The sequence below is a fragment of the Photobacterium sp. WH77 genome (genome assembly GCF_022014395.1).
Lineage (GTDB): Bacteria > Pseudomonadota > Gammaproteobacteria > Enterobacterales > Vibrionaceae > Photobacterium > Photobacterium arenosum.
The window spans coordinates 14973-29648 of the sequence record NZ_JAKLTE010000012.1 but is presented as its reverse complement, the minus strand read 5'-3'; the positions used below and the strand labels follow the sequence as shown (position 1 = coordinate 29648).

At 40.3% G+C, this 14676-nt stretch carries 13 protein-coding genes and 2 pseudogenes; 11 read left to right on the top strand and 4 right to left on the bottom strand.

Annotated features, from left to right (window positions below):
- Positions 1–203 precede the first annotated feature (203 nt).
- The 5 genes and pseudogenes from L6J37_RS13235 to L6J37_RS13215 all read left to right on the top strand — a co-directional run bounded on the left by L6J37_RS13235 (position 204) and on the right by L6J37_RS13215 (position 5720).
- Positions 204–1256 carry a hypothetical protein gene (locus L6J37_RS13235; RefSeq protein WP_218385035.1) on the top strand — a complete coding sequence of 351 codons (1053 nt, stop codon included), beginning with the start codon at positions 204–206 and terminating at the stop codon, positions 1254–1256.
- 62 nt (positions 1257–1318) lie between these two features.
- Complete coding sequence (locus L6J37_RS13230; RefSeq protein WP_218385033.1) at positions 1319–2197, top strand: GHMP family kinase ATP-binding protein; 879 nt, start codon at positions 1319–1321, stop codon at positions 2195–2197.
- 1 nt (position 2198) lies between these two features.
- Positions 2199–3164: a pyridoxal-phosphate dependent enzyme gene (locus L6J37_RS13225; protein ID WP_218385031.1), complete on the top strand. Its 966-nt coding sequence runs from the start codon at positions 2199–2201 to the stop codon at positions 3162–3164.
- Positions 3161–4390: an ATP-grasp domain-containing protein gene (locus tag L6J37_RS13220; protein ID WP_218385029.1), complete on the top strand. Its 1230-nt coding sequence runs from the start codon at positions 3161–3163 to the stop codon at positions 4388–4390. Before L6J37_RS13225 ends, L6J37_RS13220 begins: the two co-directional genes overlap by 4 nt.
- 193 nt (positions 4391–4583) lie before the next feature.
- A pseudogene (locus L6J37_RS13215) lies at positions 4584–5720 on the top strand (ISAs1 family transposase).
- Positions 5721–5731: 11 nt separating this feature from the next.
- On the opposite strand, the pseudogene L6J37_RS13210 reads toward L6J37_RS13215, so the two are convergent.
- From L6J37_RS13210 to tnpA, 4 genes and pseudogenes are all read right to left on the bottom strand, one after another.
- Positions 5732–5911, bottom strand: a pseudogene (locus tag L6J37_RS13210) (IS256 family transposase); the annotation flags it as partial.
- Between the two features lie 27 nt (positions 5912–5938).
- Positions 5939–7441 carry an IS66 family transposase gene (tnpC, locus tag L6J37_RS13205; protein WP_237795423.1) on the bottom strand — a complete coding sequence of 501 codons (1503 nt, stop codon included), beginning with the start codon at positions 7439–7441 and terminating at the stop codon, positions 5939–5941.
- Between the two features lie 88 nt (positions 7442–7529).
- Positions 7530–7874, bottom strand: a complete 345-nt coding sequence (tnpB, locus tag L6J37_RS13200) for an IS66 family insertion sequence element accessory protein TnpB (RefSeq protein WP_218385025.1) — start codon at positions 7872–7874, stop codon at positions 7530–7532.
- On the bottom strand, positions 7871–8170 hold the full coding sequence (gene tnpA / locus L6J37_RS13195) for an IS66 family insertion sequence element accessory protein TnpA (protein ID WP_218385023.1): 300 nt from the start codon (positions 8168–8170) through the stop codon (positions 7871–7873). The genes tnpB and tnpA overlap by 4 nt, the downstream gene beginning before the upstream one ends.
- Positions 8171–8999: 829 nt before the next feature.
- Between tnpA and L6J37_RS13190 the strand changes: the two genes are divergently transcribed.
- The 6 genes from L6J37_RS13190 to L6J37_RS13165 are packed head-to-tail and all read left to right on the top strand — an operon-like array spanning position 9000 to position 14668.
- Complete coding sequence (locus tag L6J37_RS13190; RefSeq protein WP_218385021.1) at positions 9000–10250, top strand: ATP-grasp domain-containing protein; 1251 nt, start codon at positions 9000–9002, stop codon at positions 10248–10250.
- On the top strand, positions 10247–11173 hold the full coding sequence (locus L6J37_RS13185; protein WP_218385018.1) for a DMT family transporter: 927 nt from the start codon (positions 10247–10249) through the stop codon (positions 11171–11173). The genes L6J37_RS13190 and L6J37_RS13185 overlap by 4 nt, the downstream gene beginning before the upstream one ends.
- Positions 11170–11649, top strand: a complete 480-nt coding sequence (locus tag L6J37_RS13180; protein ID WP_218385016.1) for a GNAT family N-acetyltransferase — start codon at positions 11170–11172, stop codon at positions 11647–11649. Before L6J37_RS13185 ends, L6J37_RS13180 begins: the two co-directional genes overlap by 4 nt.
- Before the next feature lie 24 nt (positions 11650–11673).
- The gene (gene ectB, locus L6J37_RS13175) at positions 11674–12984 is read left to right on the top strand and encodes a diaminobutyrate--2-oxoglutarate transaminase (RefSeq protein WP_218385015.1); all 1311 of its coding nucleotides are present in this window, start codon (positions 11674–11676) and stop codon (positions 12982–12984) included.
- Positions 12981–14258 carry a SidA/IucD/PvdA family monooxygenase gene (locus L6J37_RS13170; protein ID WP_237795422.1) on the top strand — a complete coding sequence of 426 codons (1278 nt, stop codon included), beginning with the start codon at positions 12981–12983 and terminating at the stop codon, positions 14256–14258. The genes ectB and L6J37_RS13170 overlap by 4 nt, the downstream gene beginning before the upstream one ends.
- A gap of 14 nt (positions 14259–14272) precedes the next feature.
- On the top strand, positions 14273–14668 hold the full coding sequence (locus tag L6J37_RS13165; protein WP_218385010.1) for a cupin domain-containing protein: 396 nt from the start codon (positions 14273–14275) through the stop codon (positions 14666–14668).
- Positions 14669–14676 lie beyond the last annotated feature (8 nt).

Genomic DNA, 14676 nt, shown 5'->3' with positions numbered 1-14676 from the left:
AAATATGCACAGAATAATACGATTGAGTTCATTTAATTAGAAAAATACAAAGAAAAAGTCAAGCGCAAACGTTGTATTAAAATAGATGAATTTTACTTCCATTTCAATGAAAGGGTTTAGTTATGTATATCCTGCATTTATATTTTTTTATAGCATTTTCAGTTTATAATTTTATGAGAGTCTCTATAAGCAGTTATTCACCTATGTTGGGTGAATCTGTTTTAATGATGACTGTGTTATTCTCTTTAGTTCCAATCCTGTTGGGAGGATACATTGGAACCATAGTAGATAAGTTGCCTGTTGAAAAAGTGATGGCAGTATCAACGTTTATCGTCCTTTTGTTTGTGTCTCTGTTCGATTTAAGCATCTATATGTTGTTTATCATGACACTATTAATTTCGACACTTTCTGTCATTGTAAATATTGGATGTATTAAGTTATGTAAAATTCATTTTGGTAGTAAGGGAATATACACACTAGCTTTTGTTGTCTCTTTTACAGGAATGTCGGCACCATTACTGTTCTCGGTAAAAGAAAAGTATAGTCTGGATTCAGGTGCAATTGTGATGACTTGTTTACTGGTGATGTTCATACTATCTTTGTTTGTTTTGTTAAAAAAACGTGTCTTAAGTGAAGATATCACAGAGCAAGCAATAAATTCTGATTCTAAAATTAGCATACCAAAACTAGCATTAATTAATACCATTGTTGGTAGTTATATGTATGTTTATGTTGCCTTTTTTTTCTTATTTATTCCAAGTTTATTCACAAAAAGTAGCTCATTAGAAGAAATCGGTTTTCTGATGTCACTTTATGGAATCGGTGTTGTCTCGATCCGTCTAATTATTTCGAAAACAAAAATTTCACTAACGAACAGTTATTACCTTATGGGAGTTGGTAAGTTGTGTTCGTTGATTAGTCTGATTTGCTTTTTCTCACTGCTATATTTCCATTACGAATCTTATGTTTTCGGATTTTCATCATTAATGATGGGCATCGGAACTGGATTAATGTTACCGACAAGCATCGTGATTAATCAAAATTTAACGAGTAATCTAAATTCTGGTAAAAACATGGGTAAGTTTACTCAAATTAACAAACTGTTTGAGTTAATTGGAGTTTCACTCATTGTTCTTACTTATGCATTGACAGGAAGTTGGTTGAATACGTTGTTATTATTTGTATTTATGTCATTGATAGTTGGTGCTATATATTTCATCCCTTTTCAAAGTGTTCGCACTGCAATAATTAGATAATACTATGTCGTTAATACGATGAGAATAAAATATAGCACTCAATTTGATACTGGAGTTAAATTTTGTCTAGTGAAATATTAGCGGAAGCATACATCATAAATGGTGTTGAACATAGCTGTCCAATCTCGATTGGTGAACTTATTCAGGGGAAAATAAAAATAAATGGAAACTTGGTGAATTTCTTGGTATCAGTGCCTGTGCAGTCTAAAAGAACTGCAAAGATTTTTATGGTTGATAAACATGTGCGCCAAGATAAATACTTGAAGGCATATAAAGCGATCCATATGCTTAAAAAAAAGTTTGGAATCAAAGATAATTTAGTCGTCGAAATTGATAGTCCATCAAATATTATACCATCGAAAGGATTCTCAACATCTTCTGCTGATATTGTTGCTACCTGTCGTGCTTTCTTTAAACTTTATGCTTTACCCGATAGAGATGATGTTATTTTAAATATTTTAAAAAATATAGAACGTTCAGATCCGGTTCTTTATTATAAGCCTTCTATCTTTTTGCAATCTGAATGTATATTGCTTGGGTTTATCAACTTACCAAATCTTCAGTTTATTGTTGTTGATGATGGCGGTTTTCATGATACGAGCAATAGTGAAATAGAATATTCTGAGAACGAAATTAAAAATTTTGATGATATGGTGAAGACCTTATTATCTGAAAATGAGTTATCGATCAATAAACTCTATAATTTTAGCTTGCAAAGTTCTCAGATTAATCAGAGGGTATTAAATAAGTCTTGTCTGAAAGAGCTGATAGAAATTTCTGAAATGTTCCATGTTGGTGTTAGTGTTGCTCATTCTGGTACTGTTGCTTTCTTATATTTCCCTGTTAACGAAGAATCTGAACAGCTCACGAACTCTATTCAAAATGAACTATATAAACGTGGGTTAAATATTTACTCCTATTTCCATTCTATTAAGGTATAATATGTATCAGTCTCCACTTGAATACTATTCTTCACCTGATTTGATAAAGGTTTCAAATAAAATTTATGCTCTAAGTTTTAAATATATGAAGGTTCCAAGTGTAAAGTTCGTGATTGATAAGTTGATACTTGAGAACAAGATTGATCCGACGATTCATGAACTGGTTGAAACATCGAGTGGTACTTATGCAATGTCACTTGCGATCGTATCAAAACAGATGAAATTAAAATCCACGATTATTATCGATGGATCTGTCGATGAAAATTTTCGCATGATGCTGAAAGCATTAGGAACAAAAGTTATTAAAATTTCTGATAATAAACTGAGTCAGAATGAGCGTATTGATTTTACAACGCGGTACATCTCTGAACAGCCAGAGACTCGACTATGGTTAAATCAGTATGATTCACCGGAGCATAGTGAAGGCTATGAAGCGATTGGAAAATTTATTGCTGGTCAGTTGGGCGCGGTTCAATTGGTTGGTGCTGTTGGCTCTGGTGCTTCAACGAGTGGAATATATCAGGGCCTGTCTGATGCAGAACCTGATACAAAACTTATCGGTATCGATCTAGTTGGTAGTGTAATTTTTGGTGGAGAGAATGGTATCAGAGATATATCAGGAATTGGAAGTGCGATTGTGCCTAAGAATGTGAACCATAATTTGTATGATCGGGTCCACTACTTATCGTCAACTTATATAAAAAAAGCAACCCTTGATTTAATTAAAGAGACAGCATTGTTTTTTGGCTACACAAGTGGTGCTGGTTATTTAGTATCTAAGTATGAATCTTTAAATAGCGAATTACCGATAGTGTTCATTTGTCCAGATATGAAGGAAAGATATGATCAACAACTGAGAAAAAGCTTTAAAACTGAAGGATTTGAGAGTTTTGATTTTGGTTTGCCAGATATTGTTTCCTGCGCTAAACATGTCTGTTCGGATTGGTCAATCATGAGGTTGAAATGAGTGGTTGGATTGTAATTATTGATGGATTTTCTTCTGGTTCTTATTATCCTGAACTTTTTAAAAATTTAGGCTATAAAATTGCACATGTTCAAACTAAGTTGGACATGCCAATTTATTTCATCAGAATGCAAAATTTAAGTCTATATGATAAAAAATTTTTCAAAGATGATGTTTCTTTATTTGAATTTCTTGAATCTGAGCCAGTTCAGAATTTCATAGCAGGATCAGACCCGGCGGTTGAGTATACAGATTTCTTGCAAAATAAATATTTACCAGAGAAAGCGAATGATTATGACTCGGAAGTTAGAATTAACAAGTTCTGTACCCATGAAAAATTAAGAAACTCTGATATCAGATCGATCCGCCAGCGACTTGTTCATAATGAGGATGAACTGATGCTGTTTGCAGACAATTTGGGGCATCAGAATTTGGTTTTAAAACCTGTCGTCGGTACAGGCGTAAACCATACAGCCTGTTTTGATAATCAAATTGTGGCGAGCGACTTTTTAGTTAAAGTTGTTGGTGGTAAAAATATTTATGGGAATATTATTGATAGTCTTTTGGTTCAAGAACGAATTATCGGTCAGGAGTTTATCGTAAATACAGTTTCATCTTTTGGTGAGCATCATGTGGTTGAAATATGGAAAGTCAGAAGAGAAAATATGGGTGTTCCATTGCTTGATTACATGACGCTGGAAAACATTAAAGATACAAAGTATCAGATGCTTATCGAGTACTCTAAGCAGTGCCTTGATGCTTTGGGGATTAAATTTGGTCCCTCACACTTAGAGCTGATGATTGATCAAGACGGTCCGGTGCTTATTGAGATAAACAGCAGGCTTCATGGTGGTATTTGCCCGGTATTATTTAACGCAACAGTCGGAAGTAATCATATTAATGAATCTGTCAAGTGTTATCACCTTGGAAGAGATTATGATTATGAACCAATGGATCATCAGTTAAACATGATGAGAGTTTCACTCAGGTCAAATGTTGAAGGGAAAATTTCAAGGGATTTAAATGAGAGCGATTTTTCATTTATAAACTCAAGTTTTTCAGTCAAGTCATCATTAACAGGGCGAGACTCAATTCAAAAAACATTTTCAGTTGGAACTTCCCCCGGGACCATATTTATGGCTGCTGGCACTGTTCGTGAACTCAATGATAATTATTATAAAATCAGGCATCTGGAGCAAAATGTATACAGAAGTATTCTGGTTGATTAATCATACAGATAATTCAGCGACCAGTTAAAACGTAAGCGGGGAGGCTGTTCATAGTTCTGTGTCAGCATAAGTCACAGATCCACATATTGATCGACCCTATTCGGCAGGGCGGGATCATACTTTGAATTTTAATGGAACTTTCTGATTTTACAGCGATCTGATCGTTATTCATTCCTTTATGAGCTTTGCTGACATGGACTTTTTTACTCACTTATCCCTTATTGAAGACCCTCGTAGCCACGTTAACCGTCAACATAACCTCGTCGATATCATGTTTCTCGTCATGGCTGCGGTCGTTTCAGGATGCGAAGGCTGGCAAGAAATCGAGGACTTTGGAGTGAATAAGCTTGATTGGTTGCGCAAGTATCGACCATTTGACAACGGTATTCCCACCCGACATTCGATCGCGCGTATCGTTAAAGGCGTCAAGATAGAAGTGCTGGTAGAGTCGCTCTTTTCTTGGGTCAATGCTAAGCGGGAAAGCGAAGGTCAGCCCATCATCGCCTTTGATGGTAAAACCCTTCGCGGCATCGTCAATCAACAGGGCAAAGGCAAGGCCCTGCACTTGGTCAGCGCTTTTGATACCGGAGAAGGCCTCGTCCTTTGCCAGCAATCGACCAAGCAAAAAAGCGAAGAAATTGACACGGTCAGGCAGTTGCTTGATTGCCTTGAAATTAAAGGGGCTATCGTGACGATGGATGCCTTACATTGCCAGAAAAAGACCCTAAAGAAAATCACAGAGAAAGGTGCAGACTTTGTCATTCAGGTAAAGAAAAACCAGCCCAAATTGCTCACGGCAATCCAGCAACAATTTGAGCCTTACTGGGCATGTGATGGAGAAGGACTGACCAGCCACTCTACCCGAGATGATAATCATGGACGGCGAGAAGAAAGGACAGTGTTTCAGATGGTGTCGGCCCTCCCCGATGAGATAAGCTCACTCTGGCCTGATATAAAGAGTGTCATCGCGGTGGAGCGGAGTCGCAGCCACAAAGGAAAAGGGACATTAGATACTCACTATTATGTCAGCTCATTAGATGTGGAGCCGGAGTTGGCTGGCAAAGCGGTGAGGCAGCATTAGCACATTGAAAATCAACAACATTGGGTGCTGGATGTGACATACCGAGAAGACGCCAGCCGACTGGGAGACAGAGAGGCGGCAGAAGTTTTTGCTCTACTAAGACGAGTAGCACTGAACATGGCGCAGCATCACCCGAAATCAATCAGTAAACGCCGAAAAATAAAGTGCTCCTGCTGGAGTGATGACTTCCGAATGGAGATGTTTTTTGGGGTGGAATCTGGTGATAAAAGGCAGAGCGAGAAAGTATAATCCCGCCCTGCCCTATTCGGGAAGTGGATGCTCAACTGGGATAACGTCAGATTCCAGTTCTGTACCGGATGCGTCCACTTCTCAGAAGCCTTCAACATCCCCGCATAGAGCAGCTTTAGCAAGCTGGTTTCGTTAGCGAAGCCGCCCTTGGTTTTGGTCAGCTTGCGGAACTGGCGGTGTACCGCTTCAACGTAAGCGCTCAATAAAGCAGTGAAGCCCTACTCAATGCCACTCAGATCAACACTCCAAGGCATCAGATCCGACATATCATCGCCCACCGAACGTTTGGGCAACTCTGTAAACAGATGCCGGAAGTAGTAATATGGGTTGATATCATTCGCCCGACACGTCATCACCAGGCTGTACAGGTTAGCACTGGCCTTCGCTCCACCCACTGAGGTGGAGAACATCCAGTTCTTTCTGCCTGTCGTGAACGGCCGGATATCTCGCTCCGTCACATTATTGTCAATACTGATGTTGCCATCATCAAGGTAGGTCAGCAGCTTCGGCCACTGGTTTTTTGCATAGATGATGGCTCTGCCTAGCGCTCCTTTGGGCAACACATGCTGACTATCCAGCCACTGTTTGAAGTCATTCAAGACAGGAAGGCTTTCTTGCATTCTGAGTTGTTGCCGCGCTTCTGCTGACAGGTTTTTTGCTCGCCGCTCTATGCTGTACAACTTGCCAATGAAGGTCAGGGCTTTTTCCGGTTTACCTGCTTTCGTTGAAGGTGAGGCCTTTTGCGCATCGGTAAATTCCCGGCGGACATGGGCCATGCAGGCGGCTTGTGTGACCCCTTTGAGTGTGTCGTAAGCACTATAGCCATCTGACAGCAGATAGCCGACGTAACCCGTTAAAAAATCACGTACACAGGCGCCCGCCCGACTCGGCTGATAGTCGTAAATCACCACCGGATTGTCAGTATACTCGCCACTGCGATAAACCCACATGTAGGATTTGGATTGCGCCTGCCTGTCTTCTTCTCTGAGCACTTGCACTGTCGTTTCATCCGCACAGATGAGAGGCTCCTTGAGGAGTTGCGCTTTCATCGCATCGATGATGGGCTGAACTTTGCTGCCTAGCTGCACACACCAGTTGGCCAAGGTGGCACGGCTGATATCAATGCCTGAGCGGTTGAGGATATCAACCTGACGGTAAAGCGGCAGCGCATCGACATATTTAGCCGTCACCACAGCGGCGAAGGCCTCCGCACTGCCAAGGCTTTTGGGGATCATGCTGGCCGGCCTCGGGGCGGTAACCACCTTGCTGGTCTCTGCCGTCTGCTCGCACTGACGGCAGGCATACTTAGTGCGTTCGTGGCGGATCACACTGACTCTCTGCGGCAGGATTTTCAGTGTCTCACTGACTTCTTTACCGCACTCGTGTAAGGGTGCATCACAACAGTCGCAATACGGGGCATTTAAGGTGTGGTTTTGTACTTCTCGCTCAAGGTTGGCAGGCAGCGGCTTACGGCCGGTTTTACCGCGTTCGGCGGCTGGCTTGGGCAAGGCATTCTGCTGCTCGGCTTCGTTGAAGGTGCCTTTGGCGACTTTTTCACTTTGCGCGGCGAAGCGTTTGGATTTGTTGAGATTAAGCTGTTCAACCAGTAGCTGTACCTGGGTTTTCAGGGCGGCGACTTCCTCCTCCATCGCTTGCTTCTCTTGCGAGAGCTTGAGCAGCATCGCTTTGAGTTGTTCTACATCATCAGGGAAGTCAGTCATGGGGCATCGTCTTTACAACATTGAAGGTTGTCCAGTGTGACGGCTAAAAAGGATCGTTCAAGCGCAATATGATGATCAGTGTCAAGCGTCACACTTCCAGCCCGTTCAGGGGGCGATGGGCTTTGCTGTTCTCCAGCGACAGACCAGATAACAGCCAATGAAGCTGGGGTTTACTGATGGTGATAACACCATGAGGATTGGGGCGCGGCCACTTGAAAGTGCCTTTTTCCAGTCGGCGATAGTAAAGCCAAAAGCCATTCGTATCCCAAAACAGGATTTTGAGTTTATCCCGTCCCCGATTACAGAAGATAAACCAGGCTTCACTGAACGGATCCATCTCAAGCTGCTTGGCGACAATGAGCGAAAGGCCGTCGATGGACTTTCGCATGTCTGTCACGCCGGAGACCAGAAAGACCTTACCGGATGGCGTCATTGCAAGGCGTCCACCCAGTGTTTGATCTGAGCCGCACTCAATATCGCGGGTAACTCAGCGCGAATGCCGTTGGCAAAGACAATGATCACCGACTCAGACTGCGAGTGGTTATGTTCATCGAAGACGATGGGTTGCAACGTCTGCGTCACGTCAGGAGAACGCAGCCGCTTGGACCAGTAGAAGAAGGTTTGATAACTGATGTCGTTGTCTGCACAGAATTGCTTGATGGATAGCTGGCTGTGTTTTTGTTGTTCCACGATCGATACCCAATGGGCGCGCTTTTGTTCTTGGTTCATAGTACCTCCGCTGAAAAAGGCACTATGTCAAAGCGCGCGCGTTATTGGTATGTGGGGTTTATTGACCGCTTACATAGAATCATGGCACTCGGTACTGTTTTGTGAGTTTTGGATGTTTGGCGACTGATCAGATCGCACAAACGCTACCGAGTTCCTTTCAATTTCTACTTACCAGTGATCTACATTTAGGAACAGTTATTTAGAAAGGCTCACTCAATAGGAAATGGTGGATCCAGTGCTGTCGGTCACACTTCAGTGGCTGTCAATCGGAGACTGGTGAACGCTTACGTATCCTTTGCTCCGGCAATTGAGAATCACTTCCTGAATTGTATGATGTGAGTCGTAGTGCTCTTGGCGACAGCTTGAATCTGATATTGCTGTTAAGGAAATTTTATGATTTTCGGCTCAAAAAATGTTTCATATTTTGAGAGTCCATATTGAATATTATTTTGTAAAGTCCTATATATTCAATTACTTAGATTGTTTCATAAAAAAAATCTCTTTCTCTAATTCGGTTTTTTATTCTGATTTAATTTTATAAATAAAGTAAATGATAAAAACCATCATTAGATTAAATAACTATACACTATTTATTTTAAAGTTAGATCATCTGCTATTAATTGAATGTGCTCCAAATGTAAGGGTGTTTTGTCATTTTTTATTGAGTTCATTATTTTTGACTTTATTGAGTGGGAAATATTAAATTAGATAATTATTCCAACAATAAGAGTAATTCCAAGATCACATGCTGATAAGGTATGGGTAGTAACGTTTACAACTAAGAAACACTTTGGTAACCTATTTCATATCAAAGTAGTGGTAGTGACACATGATGAATATAGTTGCGATTGTCGATCCTTATTCTAGTGGGCAATATCTGGCAAATGAGTTTTTTGGCAGGGGGTACGCTTGCGTTTGTATCCATAGCTCAGTTGACATCCCTGATGCGTTCAAGGGCTCTTACTTCAAAGATAACTTTGTTGATTACATACATTTTAACGAAGAAAATCGGTCTGAAATTCTGGACTTTATCAAAACGTTTGAATGTAAAGCTATTGTTCCAGGTTCAGAGAGCGGTGTACTGCTGGCAAACCAACTGGCTAATGAAGCAGGGCTGCCAGGTTGTGAGCCTTCATTGTTAATTTGCCTGCGTGATAAATATCTTATGCAGGAGCGAATTGCTCAGGTTGGGCTTCGTTCAATTTCACAAGTAAGAACTTCAGATTATGAAACGCTCATTCCGTGGATTGAGAAAAATCAGATTGAAAAGGTCGTTATTAAGCCAATAAGTTCAGCCGGTACCGATAGTGTGAAGTTCTGTGAAAACACAGATCAGATTCAAATGGCAATGGATGAAATTATCGGTAAAAGAGATCTTTTAGGTAATTATAATGATGACGTATTAGCTCAGCAGTATATTTCAGGGAATGAATATGTGGTTGATAGCGTCAGCTTAGATGGCTTTCATTATGTTACGAATGTATCTCTGTATCGAAAGGAAAAATTGCATAGCGGTGCTATAGTTTATGTGGAAGAAATATTTATTCATCCTTCGACTATTGAAGTTACTGCGATTGTTGATTATGCCAAAGCCGTGTTGGATGCACTCGGCATTTGTTTTGGCGCGGCTCATATTGAAATTATGTTTGATGATGAAGGGCCGGTTCTTATTGAAGTCGGGGCCAGATTGCATGGAGCTAAAGCACCCCGTAATGTGCAGTTTTTCTCAGATGTATCACAGTTAGATCTTTTAGTGGATGCTGCAATTGATCCAGAAAGATTTAAAGAGCGCACCAGTAAACCTCCTGTTTGGTCAAAGCATTCAAAAGCAGTGTCCTTGATAAATTATGAAACAGGTAAAGTATCCTCGATTCCGGGAAAAAAATGGGCTGGAACCCTTTCCTCTTATACATTGTCCTTCTGGAATATCGAAGTAGGTCAGGAGATTAAAGAAACAAGTAATTTGTTTGACAGTCCTGGGGGTATTTTTCTAGCGAATCAAAGCCTGCAGGCTCTTGAATCAGATACGCAGCGTATTCGTGAAATGGAGAATGCGGGTAAACTATGGATACTAGAATGAATAAAGGTGTGATGTTTGTTCTCACTTTTGATGTCCTCTCTGCTGCTCAGTCTGTTTGGCTGGGATCGTTGCTTCAGGGTGTCAAAATTTACAATATCCTATTTGTAAATTTTGCAATTATCTCTTTGACTTTTGCACTCATGAATCATTTTAACAAGAAAGATAAAGCCACGATAACAATCAAGGATAGTTTTCTTTTTCTCGTACTTAATATTGGAACACTTGGTTCATGGCTGTTTTTATACATATCTCTGAAGTATATTGAACCCGCATTAACCGCTGCTACGATATATGGCATTAATCCGCTGGCGACATTATTGGTGAGTTTGATAGTTTGGAAGGCGTTTAGTGAGCTTTCCAAAGCTAAATTGTTTGTCAGTATTTTGACGATTGGTTGTATGGTTATTGTCGGATTAACGGTTACCGGTGGCTATTCATCGGTAACGAATGATGGTCATCATGAGTTAACACTTGGGTTTATCATGGCCATCATGACTGGTTTTTGTATGGCTATAGTTAATGTTATTTCTAAGAAAATTTATGAAAATGGATTTAATTTATACCAACTTATGTCAATGCGTTTTTTCCTGTTGCTCGTAGTTTCATTTTATATGGGGAGTAACATTGTGAATGATATCCAAGAACATGCTTTTGCATTTGTTGTTATTGCAATATTAGGAAATGTTATTCCACTGTTCATGCTTCAAAAGGGTATTGCTCTTATTCCACCAAGACAAGTCTCTTATCTGTTACTCTTAACGCCTCTGTTTGTATTTTTATTCCAGTATTTTGATAGTCGCTTACAATTGTCATTTTACTCTTTGCTTGCCATTATGAGTGTCGTTGTATTGTCTGTTCTCGGCTCATATATTGAATCCAGAAAGAAAGAGAAAATTATATTAAAAGAGGAGGAAGCTCGGTGAATCGCAGTTATGTAATTGCGTCTAAAGGACGTATTGTCAGTGTTGATGATAGCAATTTTGAAAAATTATTAGATTTAATGGAATTGTATCAAAGGTTTTATGGCGTTGCAGAGCCAGACAGAAAAGTGAACTATCAATTTTTCAGTAAATTTATCAGTGAGCATGATAAAGGCAGGCAATTTATTTACCTGGATTCATCAGGTAAGGCTATTGGCTTTATTACATTATATTTCACGTACTCAAGTGTTAGTGCCGTTGAAAGTGTTCTTTTAAATGATTTGTTTGTTCTGAATGAGTGTAGGAAAAAAGGTGTTGGTCAGGAGTTAATTAAGTTTGCCTATGATTGGATGAGAGAACAACAGAAATATAACTCTCTGAAATGGGCAACACAACTTCATAATGAAACTGCACAGCGTCTTTATGACAAAACAGAAGGCGTGGGTAAAACGTGCTGGTTTCAATACCAGTTAAAATAGAGTATTACTCTTAGTGAGGACAATATGACTTTTTCCATTTTTGAAAATCTAGAATCAGAAGTGCGAAGTTACTGTCGCAGTTTTCCTGCTCTCTTCGCATCAGCAAAAAATGAAATCATTTATGATGAGAATGGTTCTGAGTATCTAGACTTCTTCTCTGGTGCAGGATCTGTGAATTATGGCCATAATGATGCCGATATGGTTTCAGCTGCAATCAAGTATTTGCAAGATAACGGAATCATTCAGGGAATGGATATGTACACAACACAAAAGGAGAAATTTATTTCTGCTTTTAATCAACATATTCTGATACCGAGAAGTCTGGATTATAAGATTCAGTTTACAGGGCCAACAGGCACCAATGCTGTGGAAGCGGCGTTAAAACTGGCCAGAAAGATCACAGGTCGTCATACCGTTGCCTGTTTTACTGGCGGATATCATGGGATGTCACTTGGCGCATTGGCGGTTACTGCGAATGATTCCAAACGTAAACTCACGGGCGTACAAATGCCGGGAGTACTGCGTTTGCCTTATGATCAATTTTCATTTGGTGATCACGAAACGCAAATCAATTTCCTCAGAGATATGTTGTGTCATCCGGGAAGCGGCGTTGAACTTCCGGCGGCTTTCATATTGGAGTGCGTTCAAGGCGAAGGCGGCTTAAATTGTGCTTCTGCTGAATGGCTACAAGGGATTGCGAAGCTGGCGAAAGATATTGGTGCTCTGTTGATTATTGATGATATCCAGGCGGGCTGCGGTCGTACCGGAGACTTCTTTAGTTTTGAATTTTCCGGCATCAAACCTGACATTGTTTGTCTTTCTAAATCATTGAGCGGGTCTGGGCTACCGATGTCGGTCAATCTGATTTCCCGGCAATATGACTGTTGGCTTCCTGGCGAACACAATGGCACATTCCGAGGTAACAATTTAGCCATGGTAACTGCAACAGTTGCACTTGAAAAATTTTGGAGCAATGATGTTTTGTCTCGCAAAGTTCGAAGTGATTACCATGTATTGAGTACATTTTTAACTGAAAAATTAAATGACTTGAATGTTCCTGCTGTGGTCTGCGGTCGGGGCCTGATGATCGGAATGAAATTTGCTGACAACACCTTTGCCAAAAAATTAAGTAAGCGACTTTTTGAAAAACAGTTAATTATTGAAACTTGTGGACCACGGGATGAGGTTCTTAAATGTATGCCAGCTTTGACTGTTTCCAGGGAACAGCTATTGAATGGTGCAAATTTTATTATTTCAGTAATTAAAGAAACGCTGGCTGATTCAGCCTGTGAGAGAAAATTAAACAGTGAAGTTGCTCAGCAGGAGTTATTATGAATCGCAATGAATATGATTTGATAGGGATTGGATTTGGTCCTGGAAACATTGCATTGGCTATTTCTTTGGAAGAAAAAGACCTTTCATCATCTATGTTATTTCTGGAAAGTAACACGGCTCCTGATTGGCAACCGGAGATGTTGTTGGATGGTTCGGATATCCAACATAATCCGTTACGGGACTTTGTAACGCCCAGAAACCCAGTCAGTCCTTATGGTTTTCTGAGTTACTTGAAAGAAGAGGATCGATTGTTCGAGTATCTGAATTTAGGTTTAGAATTTCCACTGCGTAAGGACTATGCCCGTTATGTAAGGTGGGTCGCAAGGAAGTTTGATAAATGGGTCAGTTATGGTGAAAAGGTGATTGGTATTTCCCGTGATAGCGACAATCCGATTTTCTGGCGCATTGACACGAGCCTGAACAGAACACTTTATGCGAAAAGTGTTTCATTTGCGCCCGGCAGAACACCTTATATTCCTCCCGTGTTTGCAGAGAAACGTTTATCCCGTGTGGCGCATTTTACTCGCTACACATCGTCACTGTCACAGTGGGAACATGAATCAGAAATTAAATCCATCGCAGTTGTAGGGAGCAGCCAAAGCGCCATTGAGTTGGTACTGGACTTATCGGCACGTTTTCCGGATATGCAGATACATAACATTCTGAGAAGTTATTCTTACCAGTTAAAAGATGTCAGTCCGTTTACTGAGGAAATATACTTCCCTGAATTTGTAAATGATTTCTATAATTTGCCTCTTGATGAACAGAAAAATCTGACGCAGACTTTATGGCGTAGTAATTACAGTTCCGCAGATCATGATGTTATTCATTCTCTTTACGCAAAGATGTATGAAAATAAAATTGATGGCCGTGAACGTATCACCATTCATAATATGTCAGATATTATTGATTTTGAACAAAATAATAACAATGTAGTTCTTGTTACGAAGAGTAAATTTTCAGGCAGAGAAAAAGAACTGGTTGTGGACGGTGTAATTTTAGCAACCGGATTTCGGAATATGGGTGGCGGAGAAAATCAGGAGTATTTCCATCCATTATTGTCGGATATTGTGCAGCATTTTCACCTGCGGGAAGATGAATCACTCCATGTAAACCGTGACTATAGTCTTGAACCAATCAATGCTGCACCTCCATTTTATTTAAATGGTCTTTGTGAATCTACTCATGGTTTTGGTGACGCTGGGTCATTTAGTCTGCTTTCACTGCGTTCATGGAATATAGCTGAAAGTATTGAAAAAAAGTTGATTAAATAAAGGATGATTAAGCAATGGAAACAGCAGTGTCAACAATCGAAAAATATATACGAAGAAATACAGCGGCTGAATTTACTGATGAGTACAATTGTAAGTTGCGCCGGTTATTCCCATGGGATAATAAGGTAAATACCCGCCGTCCTCTTACTGAGTTTGGCTGTATTTGGGTTGTTGTTGAGCCTGGCAAAGATGTTGACCGCCATTCTCATGATGAAGAGGAAGCTTTTATTGTTTTGAGTGGCGAATGTCAGCTCGAAATCAATGGTGAGCACACACATATCTCACAGGGTGATGTTGTCTATATACCGCGTCATTCGGAACATCAACTTCGCAACCGTTCATCAGCATCTCCCTTTGTCATGATTGACATTTATTGGGATATGGGTGGTCAGTCAGACGTGACATTATAACGAGGCAT